16 protein-coding genes are annotated in these 19,658 nt (G+C 42.6%); 6 read left to right on the forward strand and 10 right to left on the reverse strand.

The window, feature by feature from the left end:
* Window position 1: 1 nt before the first annotated feature.
* From mfd to Q4519_RS03490, 4 genes are all read left to right on the forward strand, one after another.
* The gene (gene mfd, locus Q4519_RS03475; RefSeq protein WP_303509578.1) at window positions 2-3,466 is read left to right on the forward strand and encodes a transcription-repair coupling factor; all 3,465 of its coding nucleotides are present in this window, start codon (window positions 2-4) and stop codon (window positions 3,464-3,466) included.
* A gap of 9 nt (window positions 3,467-3,475) precedes the next feature.
* On the forward strand, window positions 3,476-4,171 hold the full coding sequence (locus tag Q4519_RS03480; RefSeq protein WP_303509581.1) for a CsiV family protein: 696 nt from the start codon (window positions 3,476-3,478) through the stop codon (window positions 4,169-4,171).
* A 314-nt stretch (window positions 4,172-4,485) separates the two neighbouring features.
* On the forward strand, window positions 4,486-6,120 hold the full coding sequence (locus tag Q4519_RS03485) for a sensor histidine kinase (protein WP_303509586.1): 1,635 nt from the start codon (window positions 4,486-4,488) through the stop codon (window positions 6,118-6,120).
* A gap of 75 nt (window positions 6,121-6,195) precedes the next feature.
* Window positions 6,196-6,747 carry a hypothetical protein gene (locus Q4519_RS03490; protein WP_232802539.1) on the forward strand — a complete coding sequence of 184 codons (552 nt, stop codon included), beginning with the start codon at window positions 6,196-6,198 and terminating at the stop codon, window positions 6,745-6,747.
* Window positions 6,748-6,760: 13 nt separating this feature from the next.
* Here the strand turns inward: Q4519_RS03490 and Q4519_RS03495 are convergent, their stop codons facing one another.
* From Q4519_RS03495 to Q4519_RS03505, 3 genes are read right to left on the reverse strand one after another with little or no spacing between them, the layout of a single operon-like run.
* Entirely contained in the window at window positions 6,761-8,488 is a 1,728-nt protein-coding gene (locus tag Q4519_RS03495; protein ID WP_303509589.1) for a polyamine aminopropyltransferase, read from the reverse strand.
* Between the two features lie 5 nt (window positions 8,489-8,493).
* Window positions 8,494-9,393, reverse strand: coding sequence for a DUF350 domain-containing protein (locus Q4519_RS03500; protein ID WP_232802541.1), 900 nt, complete (start codon window positions 9,391-9,393; stop codon window positions 8,494-8,496).
* 14 nt (window positions 9,394-9,407) lie between these two features.
* Window positions 9,408-10,379, reverse strand: coding sequence for a hypothetical protein (locus tag Q4519_RS03505; protein ID WP_232802542.1), 972 nt, complete (start codon window positions 10,377-10,379; stop codon window positions 9,408-9,410).
* Between the two features lie 257 nt (window positions 10,380-10,636).
* Here Q4519_RS03505 and Q4519_RS03510 point away from each other — a divergent pair, with 257 nt between their 5' ends.
* Window positions 10,637-11,125, forward strand: coding sequence for a DUF2919 domain-containing protein (locus Q4519_RS03510; protein WP_232802543.1), 489 nt, complete (start codon window positions 10,637-10,639; stop codon window positions 11,123-11,125).
* A gap of 32 nt (window positions 11,126-11,157) precedes the next feature.
* Here Q4519_RS03510 and Q4519_RS03515 read toward each other — a convergent pair whose 3' ends face one another.
* The 6 genes from Q4519_RS03515 to Q4519_RS03540 form a co-directional block, all read right to left on the reverse strand.
* Window positions 11,158-12,444 (reverse strand): NAD(P)/FAD-dependent oxidoreductase, encoded by a 1,287-nt coding sequence (locus tag Q4519_RS03515; RefSeq protein ID WP_303509594.1) that lies wholly within the window; start codon window positions 12,442-12,444, stop codon window positions 11,158-11,160.
* 70 nt (window positions 12,445-12,514) lie between these two features.
* On the reverse strand, window positions 12,515-13,066 hold the full coding sequence (gene ycfP / locus Q4519_RS03520) for an alpha/beta hydrolase YcfP (protein ID WP_232802545.1): 552 nt from the start codon (window positions 13,064-13,066) through the stop codon (window positions 12,515-12,517).
* A 253-nt stretch (window positions 13,067-13,319) separates the two neighbouring features.
* Window positions 13,320-13,916: a penicillin-binding protein activator LpoB gene (lpoB, locus tag Q4519_RS03525; RefSeq protein ID WP_232802546.1), complete on the reverse strand. Its 597-nt coding sequence runs from the start codon at window positions 13,914-13,916 to the stop codon at window positions 13,320-13,322.
* An 11-nt stretch (window positions 13,917-13,927) separates the two neighbouring features.
* Entirely contained in the window at window positions 13,928-14,338 is a 411-nt protein-coding gene (locus tag Q4519_RS03530; protein ID WP_303509599.1) for a YcfL family protein, read from the reverse strand.
* Window positions 14,339-14,358: 20 nt separating this feature from the next.
* A complete protein-coding gene (locus Q4519_RS03535) occupies window positions 14,359-15,705 on the reverse strand; it encodes a COG3014 family protein (RefSeq protein WP_232802548.1) in 1,347 nt (448 codons plus the stop codon).
* A 93-nt stretch (window positions 15,706-15,798) separates the two neighbouring features.
* On the reverse strand, window positions 15,799-16,152 hold the full coding sequence (locus tag Q4519_RS03540) for an HIT domain-containing protein (RefSeq protein ID WP_232802549.1): 354 nt from the start codon (window positions 16,150-16,152) through the stop codon (window positions 15,799-15,801).
* 484 nt (window positions 16,153-16,636) lie between these two features.
* Between Q4519_RS03540 and Q4519_RS03545 the strand changes: the two genes are divergently transcribed.
* On the forward strand, window positions 16,637-18,640 hold the full coding sequence (locus Q4519_RS03545; protein WP_232802550.1) for a methyl-accepting chemotaxis protein: 2,004 nt from the start codon (window positions 16,637-16,639) through the stop codon (window positions 18,638-18,640).
* Window positions 18,641-18,754: 114 nt separating this feature from the next.
* Here Q4519_RS03545 and Q4519_RS03550 read toward each other — a convergent pair whose 3' ends face one another.
* Window positions 18,755-19,618 carry a 6-carboxytetrahydropterin synthase gene (locus tag Q4519_RS03550; RefSeq protein ID WP_232802551.1) on the reverse strand — a complete coding sequence of 288 codons (864 nt, stop codon included), beginning with the start codon at window positions 19,616-19,618 and terminating at the stop codon, window positions 18,755-18,757.
* Window positions 19,619-19,658: the final 40 nt, after the last annotated feature.

Here is a 19,658-nt window from a genome sequence, read left to right on the forward strand (position 1 = left end):
CATGACAGTCTCTTCGTTACTTACTCTTCCCGCATTAAAAAAAGCGGGCGACAAACAATTTTTGGGCCAACTTTCTGGATCTAGCTTGGCATTAGGCGTAGCCGAATTTGCCCTGCAGCATCAAGGTATGGTGCTATTATTGGTGGCCGATACACCCAGTGCCCTTAGATTAGAGCAAGAAGTCACCTTCTTCTTACAAGGTAAAAAACCAGTACTGAGTTTACCGGACTGGGAAACCTTACCTTACGATAGTTTTTCACCCCATCAAGACATTATTTCGACGCGCCTCACTACCTTGTATCGCTTACCGCAAGTGACCACTGGCGTGTTAATCGTCCCTGTGGCGACCTTACTACTACGCTGTGCCCCTGCCAGCTATTTAACCCAACATAGTTTGTTACTTAATACCGGTGAACAACGAACGCTTCAAAGCTTACGGCAACAACTTGAGCAAGCGGGTTATTATCAAGTGGAACAGGTGATGGAGCACGGTGAATACAGCGCTCGTGGTGCAGTATTTGATCTGTTCCCAATGGGCAGCACCCACCCGTATCGCTTAGACTATTTTGATGACGAAATTGAGTCGATCAAAGAATTTGATCCTGAAACACAGCGAAGCACACAAACTGTCAAGTCCATAGAGCTGTTACCAGCACGAGAATTTCCCACCGACAAAGCAGCTATTGAGCGTTTTCGCAGCCAATATCGTGAGCGTTTTAATGCCAGTCGTGAAGCGCAATCCGTTTACCAACAAGTCAGTAAAGGCACCTTCCCCGCGGGTATTGAATACTATTTGCCGCTCTTTTTCGAGCAAACGGCCTGCTTATTTGATTACTTGCCCGATACCACGGCCATTGCAGTGGTCGGCGACATTCAACAAGCCGCGACCCACTTTTTAGACGATGTAGAGCAACGCTACGAAAACCGCCGCCACGACATCCAGCGACCTTTACTGCCCCCTCATGAGCTGTACTTGCGTATTGAAGAATGCTTTAGCCAGTTAAAGCAGTTTCCTCGCTTACATTTTAGTGAAGCAACACTGAATACCGAAAAAGCCGGTTACTTCAACGCGGGCACGCAAAGCCTGCCCACTATCGCGGTAAGTCACAATCAACCGCAACCACTTGCCGCCCTTACCGACTTTTTAGCGGATTTTGATGGCAAGGTACTCTTTTGCGTAGAGTCTCAAGGGCGCCGTGAAACCTTACTGAGCTTACTTGATAAAGTAAAACTCAAACCGAAACAATTTCAGCAATTAGTTGACTTTACCCAGTCTGAAGCACGTTTAGGCCTGATCGTTGGCGACGTTAGTCGAAGCTTTATTCTTCCATCCGCTAATATTGCCTTTATTTGTGAAACGGAACTACTTGGCGATCGCGTGGTACAACGCCGCCGTAAAGACAGCAAAAAAACCGTTAACACCGACGCGCTAATCCGCAACCTTGCCGAATTGGCTATTGGCCAAGCGGTAGTACATTTAGATCATGGTATTGGCCGATATCAAGGGCTCCAGACCCTCGATATCGGCGGCATGGAAACCGAGTACCTCACTTTAGAATATGCGGGTGGCGATAAATTATATGTCCCAGTAACGGCCTTACACTTAATCAGTCGCTACAGCGGCGGTGATGATGAAACCGCTCATATTCATAAACTTGGTGGTGAAACATGGAGTAAGGCGAAACGCCGCGCAGCGGAAAAAGTACGTGATGTCGCAGCCGAATTACTCAATGTTTACGCTAATCGCGAAGTCAAGCCTGGCCATATCTTCGCCATTGATAAAGAACAATACGCCAGCTTTGCCGCGGCATTCCCATTTGAAGAAACCGATGACCAAATAAGCGCGATTAATGCAGTACTGAGTGACATGTCGCAAAACAAAGCCATGGATCGCTTGGTGTGTGGTGATGTTGGCTTTGGTAAAACCGAAGTGGCCATGCGCGCCGCTTTCGTAGCAGTTAACGCTGGCAAGCAGGTCGCAGTGCTGGTACCGACTACCTTACTAGCGCAACAACATTATGAAAACTTTAAAGATCGCTTTGCTGACTGGCCAGTAGAAGTGGAAGTGATGTCGCGCTTTAAAACCGCCAAGGAACAAAAAGAAGTATTGGTGCGATTAAAAGAAGGTAAAGTCGATATCTTGATCGGCACCCATAAACTACTTGGCGCCGATATCGAGTTTATTGACTTGGGCTTGCTTATCGTCGATGAGGAACATCGCTTTGGCGTACGTCAAAAAGAAAAAATCAAGGCGCTGCGGGCCAACATTGACATTCTCACTCTAACAGCCACACCTATCCCTCGAACCTTGAATATGGCGATGAGTGGCATGAGAGATTTATCGATTATCGCCACACCACCAGCGAAACGCCTTGCCGTTAAAACCTTTGTACGCCAACGTGAAGATGCGCTAATCAAAGAAGCGATTACCCGTGAGATCATGCGCGGTGGCCAGGTCTATTTTTTACATAACGCCGTGGATACCATTGAAAAAACCGCTGCAGATTTAGCCGAGCTTGTCCCAGAGGCAAGGATCATCGTTGGTCATGGCCAAATGCGTGAGCGCGAACTGGAAAAAGTCATGTCTGATTTTTATCATCAGCGTTACAACATTCTGGTCTGTACCACCATTATCGAAACAGGCATTGATGTACCGACGGCGAACACCATGATCATTGATCGCGCCGATAATCTAGGTTTGGCACAGTTACATCAATTAAGAGGGCGTGTTGGCCGTTCACATCACCAAGCTTATGCCTACTTATTAGCGCCCCATAAAAAGCTCATGAGTAAAGATGCGAAAAAGCGTTTAGAGGCCATAGCGTCTTTGGAAGCCCTTGGTGCCGGCTTTACACTTGCCACTCACGACTTAGAAATACGTGGCGCTGGGGAACTACTGGGTGATGACCAAAGTGGTCAAATTCACTCTATTGGCTTTAGCTTGTACATGGAAATGCTCGAACAAGCCGTTAACGCGCTGCGCGAAGGCAAAGAGCCGGATTTAACGCAATTGCTTAATCAACAAACAGAGATTGAGCTACGTATACCAGCGTTATTACCTGATGACTATATTGGCGACGTCAACATGCGTTTGTCACTTTATAAACGCATTGCCAGTTGCACGAATAAAGATGAGCTAGATGATTTACAAATTGAACTCATTGACCGTTTTGGTCTATTACCTGAGCCAAGCAAACATTTACTGAAAGTAGCTGAATTTAAGTTAGCCGCATCAGCCATTGGCATTAAAAAAATCGAAGCTCATGCAGCAGGCGGCTACATAGAATTTGCAGAAAAAACTAAGGTAAATCCGGCATATCTGGTATCTTTACTGCAAAATCAACCGAAAATTTATCGCATGGAAGGGCCAACACGTCTGCGTTTTGCCATTCCGGCTCAAGAGCGAAGCGATAGAATTAAACTGGTGCAAACTATGTTGACTGCACTGACAGAAAACACCTTATAAAGGAACAAGATGTTGCAACGTTTGTTATTTATTTTCATAATGTTAGTAAGCCTGTCGAACGCACAAGCCAGCGAGCGTTATGAAGTTGAAGTCATCGCTTTTAAACACTATGTCGCTGCAGATAGTGCACCAGAAAACCTGAGCTATCAATTACCGTTATTACCCGTCGATCAAGGGATCAATATATTAGCAGGCTTACTGCCCAGCCAAACAATGCCTACAGTTATCGATGGCGAACAAGTACTTTCAGGCTCAGAAAGCATCCAGATTCTGCCTAAGTCTAGCTTAACTATGAATACGGAGATGAAGCGCCTTACCCGTAACTTAGCTTTCACACCACTCATTCATCTTGGTTGGTCAGTAGAGCTAACGGAAGCAGGTGCTCCCTCAGTACGCATTTTAGCGGGCAAAAACTTTCAAGGCCGCTACCCACTTAGTAAAAGCCAAAACAATGTGGATGTTGCAGGGCCTTTATTTGAGTTAGATGGTCTCATCACACTGTATAACGATCAACAGCTCTATCTAGAAACAGAACTGGTATTGCGTGCACCTCCGCCGTATCGTGGCACAGCAACGGAAGGAACCCAGCCAGCCCCGTCATTGATAGAGTTTCCAGTGAAACAACGCCAAGCGATTAACAGTGGAGACACCTATTACCTTGACCATCCACTATTGGGTTTATTGGTAACGATCCGTAAAATTTAGCGCCTACTTAATCGCATTGAAAGCTCTCCTGCCTTGTTTTAAATACTAGGCAAGCTAATCAAGATTCTAAACCACTTAGCGTAATAACCTAATGGGAGCACTGAGGTGCTCCAAAAGGGCAAGCTGTACCCACTAGTTAAAATCAAGCATTCTTCAGATTGATTGGCTATAAATAGCTTCTGAATAAATTCAGAAACACGCGTTTACCTAGTAAATTAAAAGCCGCACTAAGCCACTCCAAAGTCAGTTTTTGTCTTCTATACTGAGGTAAATCCCTCTTTTTTTATAGTGCCTTGCAAAAGTATCGATATCGTTTGTTCATTAAATTACTATTGCCCACAGCCCTTGCCGTGTCTGCACTGAGTTTGTTACTGGTTTTTTGGGTACCAGAGCTCACCTATAACTTACAAAAGCAAGATCAAGTGAATACCCTCGAACATCTCAATCTTTTTTTTCAACAACAGTTTGACCGTGTCTCTTTACAAGATACGTATCCTTTCCACCCTGCATTTAGCCATGATAATGAAGAATCCACTGCCACAATTAAACTTTTACCCATCAAGCCCAGACACAATGAAATGGAATTTGCCATCAATAAACACTTCATTAGAAACCCAAACTCTGACTACTTCGAGTGGACGAATACTGACGAATATAAAACTCACTTTATGGTAAGTCCAATAAGGCTCAATCAAGTAAAGTGCGTGGCTTGTCATAATCAGTACCAAGTGGGTAGAAACAGGGCCTGGCGTGAAGGGGACATTGCTGGCTTTATTGCCTATGCAACGGACCGTGAGCATATCATTAACCAGGGAAGCGAAGTAAGAACGAACATCACAGTGATAATGTTACCATTTATGATATTAATGCTGGCCTGCGCCCTACTGAACTACCGAAAAACAAAAACAAATGTAGCTCGTTTACTGGATGCCGCCGCTGATATTACGCACGGCAATCTACAGCGACGCGTAGCAATAAAAGGACATGATGAACTTGCTCTATTTGGTCAGGCAATGAACATCATGCTGGATACGCTAGAACAAACACAATCTGAGCTGATGGCGAGCCAGCAGAACTTACGTAAAGTAAGTAAAGAGCTTAAGTTACTGAACATCGAATTAGAACAACGTATTTTTGAACGGACTGATGCCTTGAACTCCGCTCTATTAAACTTAAAAGAAACTCAAGAAGAGCTCATTAAAAACCAAGGAGCCATCACCGCCTCAACCTTAGTTGCTGGCATCGCCCACGACATCAATAATCCATTAGGCATAGCACTAACAGCCATCACCTACTTGCGCGATGAGAACTTAAAAATACAAGATAAGATCCAACATAACAGCATAAGGCGTTCAGAAATAACCACCTATATCGATCATGTCAACGAAAACTCTGACATTATTGAAAACAACCTTCGCCAAGCCACTCAGCTGATCCGTAGCTTCAAAGAGCTCAGCATAAACCAATGTAACGATGCGTTACAGCCAATCCAGCTACAGCCATTTCTTGAAAGCTTGTTTTTGAGCCTAAGTCCAGAGTTAAAAAAAGGACAAATATCCTATCAACTTAACGTTCCTTCCGATTTGTCTTTGCTAAGTTATCCTGGATTTATAAGTCAAATATTTACTAACTTAGTGCTTAATTCCATTCGTCATGGCTACAGTAAAAACCAAAAAGGGAAGATACAACTCACAGTGACACAAACTGGCGAGTTACTAGCATTTGACTACGCCGATGATGGTTGCGGCATAAACTCAGAAGTAACAAAAAAAATGTTCACCCCTTTTTTCACGACCCGTAAATCCAAAGGGGGCTCAGGTCTAGGCTTGAACATGGTGAAAGAGTTGATCAAACAAAAACTTAAAGGTGATATTAGCGTCTACAACGTCCGCCCCCATGGCTTGGGATTTATTATCACTTTGCCTCAACTAAATGAAGAACAATTATAAATGTCACAAATACTTCACACGAATATCCTGTTTTAACACTATATTTACAAAATATTAATGTTAAAGAGCGACCCAATGAGCACCACTATTAAACCAAGCTGCAAACAGATCAAAATGACCACCTTAAGCCAAACCCTAGAAAAGTTAATTGCCTGCTACCCTGAGGCCACTGTCATTAACTTTACCAAACACAAAATGGATATAGAGTTGCCTGCTAACTTATGTTGGCTAGATGTTAACCCTAAAGGCAAGACGCGAGTAAACCAATCACAAGTTTTAACGGGTAGCCTGACCGAATTAGATTGGTTAGTGCATCTTGATAAAACCACGAACCAAAAATTCATCATCTTAATCAGTGAAAACAAAAAGTACACCTATGAGCAGTTACAGTATTTATTAGATACGTTATCCAGTTGGGCACCTTGTATCGATTTATTAGTCGATAAACAAGTGAAAGATAATCCTGCTCGCTGGCCAATCAATGATTTGCATGAAGCACTAGAGCTTATCGACGTAAAAGATATAGAACTGACTAAAGTACCTAAATCTTGGCTAAAGCGCATTCAGTACTGGTTAGGTGTTAGAACCCACTACCAAGTCTATCATTATGGCTCTCTTGATTTTTAATACGTTCGCTTCGTTACTTTTCTGCCGTAGTATCAATTTCTAATCCCATTTCGGATTGCCAAGCTTGGTGATGATACTGATATAAAGTATGCGTGCCCAACTCATTGACCAACACTTGATCTCGTTGCCGATAGTAATCGGCAGGAAAAACCAAAGCAGCCTGAAACACCTCAGCATTTAACCAAGTTAGTTCAAAAGGAAATAAAGGCTGTTGTTGCTGCGCCCGAACACTGGCGGGAGCGCCCATTTTAGTGGCAATACTCCACCCCCATTCACCAAAACTAGGCACATTCTGATGATATTGCTCAGTGTGAGAGAATCCAGCAGCGGCAAGGGTTTTACCAATAGAAATAAAAGCCTGCTTAGCATGAAACGGCGACGTAGATTGCACAACTATCGCCCCGTCACCATACAATAGTTGACGCAGTCTGGCATAGAAGTGTTTGCTGTATAACTTATTTAGGTCAGGATGACTGGGATCAGGTAAATCAACAATAATAGTGTCAAATAAAGCCCCTTGTTGCAGGAGTGAGTCCACTTCTACAAAAGCATCACTATTAACCACAGATACTCTCGAATCGTTAAAAGCGTTTTGTGTTAAACGCATGACCACTCGACTGAGGTCATCCGGCAGGTAGCGCTCAGGGTATTGAAAAAGATCAACTAATTCATCATCTAAGTCTACTAATTTAACACTTTCAACAGGCCACTTAAGCACTTCACGTAAGGCTAATCCATCTCCTCCACCAATAATTAATACTTTGTTATGACGGGCCGACACGGACATAGCAGGGTGAACCAGCATTTGATGGTAAATTTGCTCATCCATACTCGAAAACTGTAAACGACCATTGATGTAGAAACTGTAGGCTGAAGGCAAGTTACCCGACATATCTCGGCGAGTGAAAACAAGGTTCTGAAAGCGAGTTTGCTGCTGATGTACCACTTTATCTAAATAGAGTAGATCCTGCATTTTGTTCGACCACTGGCCACCATAGCAATACACCATGAAAATCATTAAAGCTAATATCAAATGACTGATGACCAGCCACACCCGAGTTTTAATTTGTCCTCGGTAGCGCACAAAAAATATCACTCCCGCTACCAAGTTTAGACTCGCGGTTAGGGCCGCAGCTTGGTTAATTTCAATTTTTAGCATCACGATCACCCAGATCGCAGCACCTACACCAGCCCCTATATAGTCCGCACCATAAATAGTGCCAACATTATTACTTAAGTGTTTACCGTAAATATCCTCACGAATTCGTGCAATAAGTGGAATTTCCATGCCAATAAGAAAGCCAAGTAAAAAGCCAAAAACATAGGGCATCACTAAAGAAAACTTGACTAAACTTTCGAACATGCCTCCTAGTGGAAGCATGTCAACAGGAATGGCAAAAGTGTCAGCAATAATTTGCGGTAAATATTGAGTAAAACCAATTAAGCTCGCAAGGAATATCGTTGCGCCGCAGCCAATAAGGGCAACACTTACTTCTAGCCAAGCAAAGCCTAAGTAGGGGTCTTTAATTTTTTTTGCCGCAAACGCGCCTAAACCCATAGCGACGATCATAATGCCTATCATGGCATAGATAACCGTTTCCATACTGCCTAGTACGCGAGCGCTGTAATGAGAGAGAAGGTATTCGTAGATTAAACCACACGCGGCCAATACTGCCATAATGCCAATAAGCAGGCAGTCATCGAGCAGCAACCTAGGGTTGCTGCGTAAGTTTTTCAACATAAGAATTAAGCCATTAATGCACTAAGAACTAACGCAATCGATACATTAATCGCAAATTCAATAGATGCAACGCCAACATTATGTTGCTGTTCAATTTCGACATCACGTTTAATGCCCAGTAGCACCATGCGCTTGGCAATATAAGCAAGCACTTTCAGTAGTACCATCATCACTAGACTAATTGCAAACCACGACAATAAACCAGCCACTAGATATGCCGGGTCATAGAAGACAAAATGGCTTGCCGCAGTCACTGCAACCGCAGTACCAATAAGGTGACCACTATAGCGCACCGCTAAAGCAACATTACCTTGGATAAGTGCATGCTGAAACCCCGCAACATTGTTTTGGTTATAGCGTTTCTCACGGATGCGAGACACTAAAACCAAAATAATTTGACTGATTAACCAGCCAGACAAAATGGCAGTGAAGGTAGAAATATCAAAACCTTCTACCCAAATTAACACAGCGCGAACAATAATGGCCGTCGCAATAGCACTTGCGGCATCTGTGATAGCAACAGCAGTGTTACGCTCTAAAATAAGTTGCGCTTTATTAAACTGCCCCAATGAAAATTTATCATGGACCCAACGACCCGCCTTTATCAACAGCAAACCCGCGATGCCATAAACCGACATACCAATAATTTCATTGAGATAATTGTTTGCACTTTCACCAGTGATAGCCCCTGTTAACACGATACCCATGGCCAATACACTGCCCGCCATACTAATGCCATAAGCAAAGTTATCACGTTTAGCTAGCTCTTCAGTGGTATCAATTTTCCCCATGACTCCCATGATATAGCGCATGGTACTTAACAACAAAATGGCGATGACTACATCGATCAATAGGTAAACTAATAGTTCCGGATTAAATTCTAAAATGGCATTGATGGTGTTCATTTTATTGCCCTTCCTTATTTGCCACGACTGGGGCTACGCGAGCTAGTATTACGGTTAGTTCGAAAGCTACTACTGTTTGATGTAGTACTGCTTGATTTAGATTTAGCATTGGAGTAACTCGATCGACTAGCAAAACCAGTCGTCGCCTTTGCTTTTTGGCTGGCACTGGAAACTTGGCTGCTGCCAGTACGACTCTTAGCGTAAGGGCTGCTAAATTTACTATTATTATTGCCAAATTTTTTGGCTGTTCGAGCAACTTGTTGCTCTTGGGCTTTATATTGTTTAGGGCTGGTGTAGCGTGAACGACCATAGTCGTTGTAATAACTGTAATCACGACCACGTGACCATGAATCATAGAGTACTGGCCGTGTTAAATTCGAGAATAAGGCATACATACCGTACCATTCCCAAAACGACACGCCATTACTATTTTGGCTCCATTGTCCGTAATTTGGGTTGCCGACTAACTGACTGCCATCACCAAAGTCCTGTGCACCATTGGCTTGTAAACTCGATTGCTTACTTACCGCATTAACCCGAGCCAGTTTGCCATCTGACATATCCGCCAATACATTGATGGGATCAGATAGCGCATCAGAAAATAAATCTGGATTCGCCGCCTCGATGATATTTTCAAGTTCAGCTAGCTGCTCTTCCTTTGATACAAAATTTTGTGGCGAGTCTACAGCTTGTTTCAGACGCTTTTGCAACCCAGTGAACATGGGGCCTGCAGTCGTGGCATCTTTAGCCAGCTCATCAATAAGCGGCCCATAATCCGGCTTTTGCTGCTTAAGCAAAACAGCATATTGCTTTAATAAGGTTGCATTACGTACTTGACCTGCATCTAATTCACTTGCAAGGGTATTTAAACGTAGCTTAGCAACTCGTGTGTTAGCATCAATGGCCTCTGCTAGTTTATCACTGCACCCAGAGATAAATAATACGAGCCAAAATAATAAAAATGCCCCCACCTTCGGATGGTTCATTTTGCTCCCTTAGTCTATTGACTGACAATGCCAGAATTTTACTTAAAATTGATTAAAATTAACAGTAATATTAATGCGTTAGTTACTGTTTCAAAAAAAATGCCGATAATAAAAGACATCTTAGATCAACAATAGTAGAACACAGCAGTAACTAAAAAGGGTTGAGAATGGCGATATCAGTATTGCCATACTTGAAATTCGTGACATAGCCCACATATCTGTTTAACCTATGGCTCTACGTTAAGGATAACCATGCCATGCGACATTTGTACCCCATCTCACAATATGACAATAATGGCGATCTAAAGCCGCCTATTTGGTTTTACGCTAGCTTGTTTTTTCTCGCGCGAACTTGGGTTATATGGATCATGTCTGCAACGATCCGCCCTGATGGCAGTAAAATAATGGCGCTATTTTACCCCATCAAAGTGCATTTTTTCATGGGCATGGCCAGTGGCACATTGGCAGTCGTACTCTTTCTCATCGCTAGCCGTAAAGAAAATAAATGGATTGCACCGCTTTGGCATAAAGGCAGAGTATTGCTGTTGATCGCGGTTCTTGTTGATTTTGGCTTGTTACTTAATGCTATTATGGATCAACATTTTAGTTATTCTTGGACTAGCGCTGTACAACTGGTTTTTGTTAGTTGGATTTTGCTCTACACCATAAAGAGCCAACGTTTAGCCGATTGCTTTAATAATTACCAACTGGGAACGAAAACGACCAACAAAAAAATACCTGCATGAGCAGGTATTTTTATCGGAATTGTAACCAAAAATCAGTGCAATTTTAATCGCGGTCGTAGCACTCGGTTGATTCGCCCTACGACCGTCATCAATGCAGTCTTGACATAACCATGTAACGCTATTTGGTGCATGCGGTATAAAGACACGTAAACCAATCTCGCCATCCGCCCTTCTACCATCATAGAGCCACGCATTAAGTTACCCATTAAACTGCCAACCGTACTGAATTGACTCAAAGAAACCAAAGAACCATGATCTTTATAAACATAGTCTTTTTCTGGTTTACCTTTAAGGCGGGCTAAAATATTGCTGTACACACAGCTGGCCATTTGATGTGCTGATTGCGCGCGAGGCGGAACTTGCGTGCCATCGGCCAAGGTGCAGGCAGCGCAGTCACCCAGAGCATAGATGTTCTCATCTAAAGTGGTTTGCAAATTAGCTTTAACGACTAATTGATTCGCTCTGTTAGTTTCAAGTCCTGCGATGTCTTTCATAAAATCAGGCGCTTTAATGCCTGCTGCCCAAACCATGAGATCAGCTTCAATTAGCTCTCCTGATTTAGTCATAAGCCCTTCAGGTGTAGCTTTGGTTACCATGGTCGCAGTTCTGACATCAACCCCTAGCTGTGTCAGTTCTTGATGCGCTGCACTCGAGATGCGCAAAGGCAACGCAGGCAAAATTTTCTCCCCTGCTTCCACTAACGTAACATGTAAATCACTGGCTGACATGTCATCAAAACCATAGCTTTTAACTTGCTTTAACGAATTAAACAGCTCTGCAGATAATTCAACCCCAGTAGCACCCGCTCCGACGATGGCAACGCTCACCGCAACCGTTTGCTTCTCACCCAATTGCAAAAACTTATTAAGCATTTTATGGTGAAATTTATGTGCTTGATCTGGACTATCTAAGAAAATACAGTGCTCTCTTACGCCTGACGTACCAAAATCATTACTCACGCTCCCTAGCGCCATCACTAAGATATCGTAATCAAGCTGGCGCTCACGGAGTACTTCTGAGCCATCATCGTCTAACATCGCCCCGAGGGTAATTGTTTTTTGCTCTCGCGAAATAGCTGAAAGTGTACCGAGTTGGAAATAAAAACCGTGATTTTTAGCATGGGCGCGATAACTAAGAGCATCAACGCCATCATCAAGTGAGCCAGCTGCGACTTCATGTAAAAGGGGTTTCCAAAGGTGGGTGCGATTTTTGTCGACTAAAGTGATATGCGCTTTCTTATTTCGGCCTAATTTACGGCCTAACTTAGTGGCTAGCTCTAATCCGCCGGCACCACCACCAACAACAATGATTTTGGTCATGTATTACTCCAATTAAAAGCTAAATAGCGCAGAGGGCTGCACTATTTTAGTCTTAGTAGAGTAATCAGACTTAAGCGAGGCTTCCCTGAGCTTTAAATGTTTTTATCGTTTGTAAGTGATGGGAAATGTCTCGGAACTTGTGTTTTTGTTTTTCATCCCACACTATTTCGTAATATTCTTTCAGTTCCGTTTCAGATTTACTATTATCCAATACTTCATCGCCAGTTGAAAGGATACAAAGGCAATTTCCTGAATTTTTATTACGAAAATCCGAAACACACTTACTATCGATATCCGTATACTCTTCTGGCCATTCAATTTTACCAACCATGTTGTCTTCCGGATGAAGATTAGGATTTAGCAATACTTGGCGTATTCCACATAAAAAGCCAATACGCTCACTCCAATAACCACCCAGCCCAACACCACAAATAAGTGGCGATTCATCATCGCAATGTTGAATGTGCTTATGTACTTCTTTTAACAGGTGGCTCATATCCATTCTAGGGTGAATAGTACTGTAATGAACAAAGCGCACATCATCGTCAATAAATTTCAGCTGCATCACTTTTTCATGATTACCCGGGCTGGTCGCGTCAAACCCGTGCAAGTAGATAATCATAAGCTCTCCTTCGTTGCCTTTACTACCCGTCTTTTGCGAGTTTAGGCTAGTCTATTTCGTTAATTAAATATCAATTTACCCCAATAAACACGCTGGTCAATTGGATTTTTATTGCTTAGCTCACTCACCGTGTGTAAATCATATTCATTTAAGCGCGAAGCAAGATAGCTAAAAGTCAGCCATAGCTAGGGTATATTATGTTTGTGGTTAACTTTAATCGTGGTAAAAGCCCGCATATAGCGGGCTGTTAAATTTATAAACCAAACTTGTTACGCTCTTCAAGTTTACGAATCTCGGTTTCATCAGCCCATTCAATAATACCACTTTGTAAGTCCATCAAGCGCATCGTGAACTTGTAATATACATCTTTCTTTTTACCATTATCTTTCACTATGCTCGACAAATTACCATAGAGCATATACTGCGCCCCGATTTGCTTACCAAAGGAAATAGCGGTGGTGGGATCAACCATACCACCATCATTTTGAAATTCTAACTGCTGGCGCACCGCTTCAACTCGTCCCATATCAACAAAGCGAAACTTACCTGAGCGCAACAAATTGGTTGAAATAGTGTCAGAAATTGATTCCGTATCAATGTGCTCACTGGTTTTGTTCTTAATGCGCTCAACATATACCACAGGACGGGCTTTGGCTGTGATTGCAACAACCGCAGGAAAGGTTAACATGTCATCGGTCATTTCCTGGGCGACTTTTTGCAGGTCGGTTGAGCCAAAACCGATGTCGGTGGTTTCTACTTCGGTTGCATCACCGTAGCTAATTTGATTAGAACAACCTGCCATAGTTAACGCTGCAATACCGATTGATACTGCCATCAGTGTCTTTTTCATCTCAATAAACCTTACTGTTTAACAACTTCTCGAATATATATATGTGCTTGTTCGGCACTTGAACTAAGGGCTGTCCCTTGAATAGACACTTGCTGGTGCCCGTGCAACTTTAACGGTTGCCATGGCGAACTGTCACGTTCAACCTCAAAACCTAAGTGATCAAACCAATAAAATTTGTATTGCAATGTTTGATCAAAATCAGCGGTACTAATGACATTAGCTTGAACAACTAATAAATCATTGACCACTTTCGTTTTTATATCGCTTAACACTAACTTACTCGCCAGGTTTGGATTGTCTATTTTAACCACAGGCTGAGCGTTAATGCTGTCTATACCTAAACTAATTCCCGAGGTATTTTGGCTACATGCCACTAACACCAAGCATGTCAAACAAATAGACCATTTACTAAGTAGATTCATCCGAAAACCTATTGAGTGATTCATAAAGGAAAGACCTGAGTAGTGATACCGTTGTTTTGCACCGAGATCAAGACTAAATTAAGCTTATCGGCATGAACGTTGAAATTGAGCGGGAACTGTTGCCGACCATCACTTAACACCAATGATTGTTGTCCTAACGAAAGCTGAGTATCAACAACCAGGGCTTCATCAGGCAGTAAACTCCAACTACGAGTGTCGGCTGTTTCTGACGCCATATTATAAAGATTAATCAATAAATTGCCCCAATCCCCTGCTTCTTTAGCCACCTTTTGGCGCACGAGCTCTTTGGCAAACAAGCGAAGCCCTTGGCGAATTAATTGTGCCGTGAGATCTTCTTGGAGCTGCTTCGCCGCCATTGACGTCAGTTTTGCAATAGGTGACGCATCAAGTTGGTCGTCCTTCCCTAGTAAAGTAAAATGCGCGGCTTGATCGCCTTGTTGATACACAGGCATGGCAACATTAAATACTCCATAATAGCCATCGGTAGAGCGAATTGGCACGGGTAAACGAACTTCTTGTTTGGCCGCAATCAAGCCAGATTCAATTAAAAAAACCACTCTTGCCACAGATGTTTGCTGCACAGAAAGAGCAGGGGTTGTCGTAAAGTCTCGCTCGAACTGCGCCCTATCATCGGCCATATCTAACTGCTCAGCTAAGTAAAGTAAGCGTTTTTGGATATATAAATTACCAGGAGTGATTTCTAATGCGCGTTTATAATCAATATAAGCCGAATTGTATTCTTTAGCTGCATCATATAACAACGCAGAGAGGTAAAAGGTATAGGCGTTTTGATAGCCATTTTTCAACTCACCAATAACTCCACTCATGTCAGGGTAAGCACTTAATGCACCTTGAGTATCAGGAATAACGCCTTCTTCTTGTGCCGTTTCAACCGCACTTTGTAAGTCGGCTTGATGCTCCCTTAATGCTTTTTCTTGCTGCAAATTTGCCCTACGAATTTCAACTAAAGCTGCCTCTGGCTGCTTTAAAGCAAGGTAATTCAAGGCCAAATAATGATGAAGCAAAGTTCGTTCATAGCTTGGCACTGCGTAAATAATGGCATTATCATTGGTTATCGTCGTACTTAGCTGATTAATACCTTGAGATAATCGATACTGCGCCGCCCTGTCTTGTTGCGCAAGGGCCGCATCGGCTTGTTTCAAAGTATCTAAACTTTGCTGCCATTGTTGAGCAAGAAACTGGGCTCTGCCTTTCTCGAGTAACAATAAAATATAGTTATGCTTTGCAGGAGAGCCTGGAGAAATATTATCCGCAGCAAGGCCAAATTGGCCTTGCGCAACCATGGCTCGTTGCGGCTGCATCTGCGTACTATAAGTGACAAACATATTTTTTACATTCGGCGCAGCACACCCACTAACGAGCAATCCCAACAGTAGGAGGCAAGAGTAATATTGACGCCGAATCACTTTCGCTAGCATTTACTTCACCGTTAGCATTGGGCCTAAAGGCTCACCTCCAACCAAATGCAAATGGATATGATAGACCTCTTGGCCGCCATGTTCATTACAATTCATGATTAGTCGATAGCCTGATTCATCAATGCCCTGCTCTTTTGCCAGCTGTTTCGCAACACGATACATTCGACCAATCACAACTTCATCTTCTGCCTGAATATCATTAGCAGTGGCAATTTGTTTGTTCGGTACAATTAATATATGCACCTTCGCTTTTGGCGCGATATCAGGAAAAGCGGTCACCAACTCATCTTGATATAATAAGGTAGCAGGGATCTCTTGACGGATAATTTTACTAAAAATAGTTTCTTGAGCCATGGGCTATCTCCTATGTCGTGATTAAAATTGTGAGATGTGGCCTATAATGACAGAAGGCTTAAGATTAAGCATGTTTTTTCTAAGCCAATGTAATGTCGATAAAAGCTTGCCATAATTGACTCTCTTTTGATCAATCTGCCGAAACCTTGAGGTGCTCAACTTAGCGACTAGTGATAACTTAAACATCATTAATTTGAATTAGACTTAAATATTACGATTAGTAAAAAAGAGTGATGGACCCCAAATATGTCGAAAAAAACGTCTTTTTTGATAGTTAAGTTAAAGATAAATAAGCATTTAACGATAACAATATAAGTAAGCAAAAAAAGTAAAACGCTGGATGCATCACAATGACAAGTAAAAAGGATGCCTAGAGAAGAAATGTTTAAGGTGCAGGTATGAACACCACATTTTTTATCTATGCTTGCTTAATAAAAACAAGAGGCCTAGACCTCAACTTTCTAATGCAAAGCACGAGTATTTTATGAAAAATTTTTGGAACAATCTATCCATCATACGCAAAGTGGGGTTGGGCTTTGTCTTGTTAGTGATCATGTTATTGTTCACTAATTTCATGTCTTTACAAACAGGCAATAAGCTTGAAAGCGCCATGGCTGACGTCACAGAGCGCGCTACGCCTCTCGTTTTGCAAACCAGTAAAGCTGCCGTTGCATTATTGCAAGCAGATAATGACCTCAAGTATTTTCTACTCAGCGATAAACCTGAAGAATTAAATGAGTTAGTTACTCGTTTCAAAGAAAAGCAACAACGCTTTGAATCTGAACTCAATCAATTAGCACAAATGGCACAAGGCCAAAGTGGATTAAGCGCACAAGTTGCTAGTATCACAGAGCAAGAGTTACTTTATTTTTCAACCGCTAACGATGTAATGCCAGTGTGGATTGATTTTGTAAAGCAGCGCGCTAAGTTCACGTCACAAAAAAGCCAATTCGCGGTCATGACACCGAATCTTAAACAAAAAATACTCAGCTTAACTAAAGATGACCCAAGTGCGGCGGCTACAGCCGATGCGATGGTTTCAAAAATTTCACTATTAGAGCTAAGTACCAATGATGCACTCAACCAAGAAGATCCTGGTAAAGTAAAATCCACTTTAAGGCGTAATAAGTTTCAAATTCGTTCGATCGAAAATGCAGCCAAGTCACTCGCTAAAATGAATCCCGAGTTTGCTGGCCAAGCCGCTGACTTGGTAGCGCAATTAGTGAAAGACACCACCGACCCGAAATCGGGTCTATTGGCTGATTACCAAAAGTTGATGATTACTCAAGCCAATATCATCACCCAAGTACAACAAAGTGCCGAACAAGTTAATCAAGCCATTAATATGCTGATTGAAATAAACAACAGTGCAGAAACCGTTGTAGCAAGTGCAGTCCAAAACACCAAAAGCACGCTAATGACCAGCCGTAGTAACCTAATTATAGTTGCTGTTATTTCATTATTGGTGGCCTTTGTCGTTGCATTCAGTGTTGCGGTCAGTATTCGTAAACCACTACAAGCCATTTTAAACGTATTAACGGCAGTGACTGATGGTGATATGACGCAGCAAGTAGGATACAAAAGCAACAATGAATTTGGTCAATTAGCCGGACAAGTCAACATCCTAGTTAAACAAATGCGTGCGATTCTAACTGAGCTGGCAGAAGCATCACATAAGCTGTCTGATCTTGCCAAACTCAACCAATCTACAATGGACAAGTCGAAACATGAGCTCGACAACCAGCGCCATGAGACCGCCAGTGTCGCAGCAGCCATGACAGAAATGGAGCAGTCTGTACGTGAAGTTGCCAATGCTGCCCACTCGACATTAGATCAAGTCAATCACGTTGAACAGGCATCAAATACAGGCCGAGAAGTCATGGCGCACAACATCTCAACCACTCATCAACTTTCAAGTAGAATCCAAAATTCAAGTGCTGTGATTGCAGAAGTGGGCAACCTAAGTAACAATATTGGCGGTATACTAGACGTCATTAGAGGCATTGCAGCGCAAACTAACTTACTTGCTTTAAACGCAGCCATAGAGGCGGCTCGAGCAGGTGAGCAAGGCCGTGGTTTTGCTGTCGTCGCTGATGAGGTGAGAGATTTAGCGCAAAAAACCACTAACTCAACCACTGAAATTCAAAGCATGATTGAAAATCTGCAAGCCAGTGCGCAAAAAGCAGTTGATGTGATGGCTGAGTGTTCAACAGAGATGGAGGCGAGTATCGCACAAAGCTCTGACGCTAATGGCGCGATGGAAGAAATTCAAGGTATTGTTACGTTGATATCAGATATGAGTAGCCAAATTGCTGCAGCGGCTGAGCAACAGCAAGCGACCAGTGCTGAGATAGCGAATAATTTGAACAGAATCTCTGATATCTCAGATGTGAATTATCAAGGCATTGAAGAGTTAGCCAGTACTGGCCATGTGTTAGAAGATCTTGCCGCCAATCAAGATAAACTCGTGGCCCGCTTTAAACTCTAAATAGTGCAATCAAGTTCACTGGTAAATTAGCAATAAAAAAGCCGAGATTGTCTCGGCTTTTTTATTGCTAATAACGGCGCTAAATCAACACATTTTGCTTATTTCAATAGCAAATTAATCAAGTTCCACTATCGCGCCCTTACCTATGCCTTCATAGCCCATTACTTTGACTTTACTATTCGGATAATCCGCTTTAATGGTATGACATAAGTATTCCGTTAAGCTTTCAATTGTCGTATCCAATGGCAATAACTGGCACAAACGCTGAGGAATTATCAACTCAAATAGGCCTTGAGAGGCCGTGTATTGAAAACAATAGCTCTGCTGTTGTTGCGGACACTGAATTGAAAGCGCCGCTACATCCACTATATCTTCTTCGCTCCCTAAATAAATATCCTGCCAAGCTTGTGCCCACTGAGTAACAAGAGCACTGTCCCACTGTTCATTAAGAAAGACATCAAGCCGAGAGCGATGGCCGTGTGCAATTCGCTGACAATTACCGTCATGCTTTTTCAGCCCGTGACTGTAATGATAAAAAGGTGTATCAATTTTTTCATGGCTTAAGTGTAGCTTCAGCCCACTGATATTATCCGGTAATTGAGATAAGATGACTTGCTCTAAATAAGCCGTCAGCCCAGCCAGTGAGACAGTTTCAAGATCAAGTAAGCAATAAGCTTCTGCGGGTCCATTCAACACAATAAATTCACCCGTTGTCAGGGGGAAGCTAATTTGTTGTTGCTGTGTCCCTACCACTGAAGTACCCGCTACCTGGGTTGGCACAATCAATTTATGATCAACCACATCATCAATAATCGATTTAATTTGCTTTTTGACTAATGAAAAGTCCAACAGCATATTTTGATCATTAACACGTCCATCAAGCTCAACATCGACTTGATAACTTTCTCCTACCATTCCTCTCTCACTGTCTAAGTAAGAGGAATCAATCACGGTAAGGGCTTTCACAAACAATTTCATAACAGGACCAAATTAACAATCAGAGCGCTATTATAGCGGG

The sequence above is a fragment of the Motilimonas sp. 1_MG-2023 genome (genome assembly GCF_030547455.1).
In the GTDB taxonomy this organism is placed as follows: Bacteria; Pseudomonadota; Gammaproteobacteria; order Enterobacterales; family CBDFNC01; genus Motilimonas.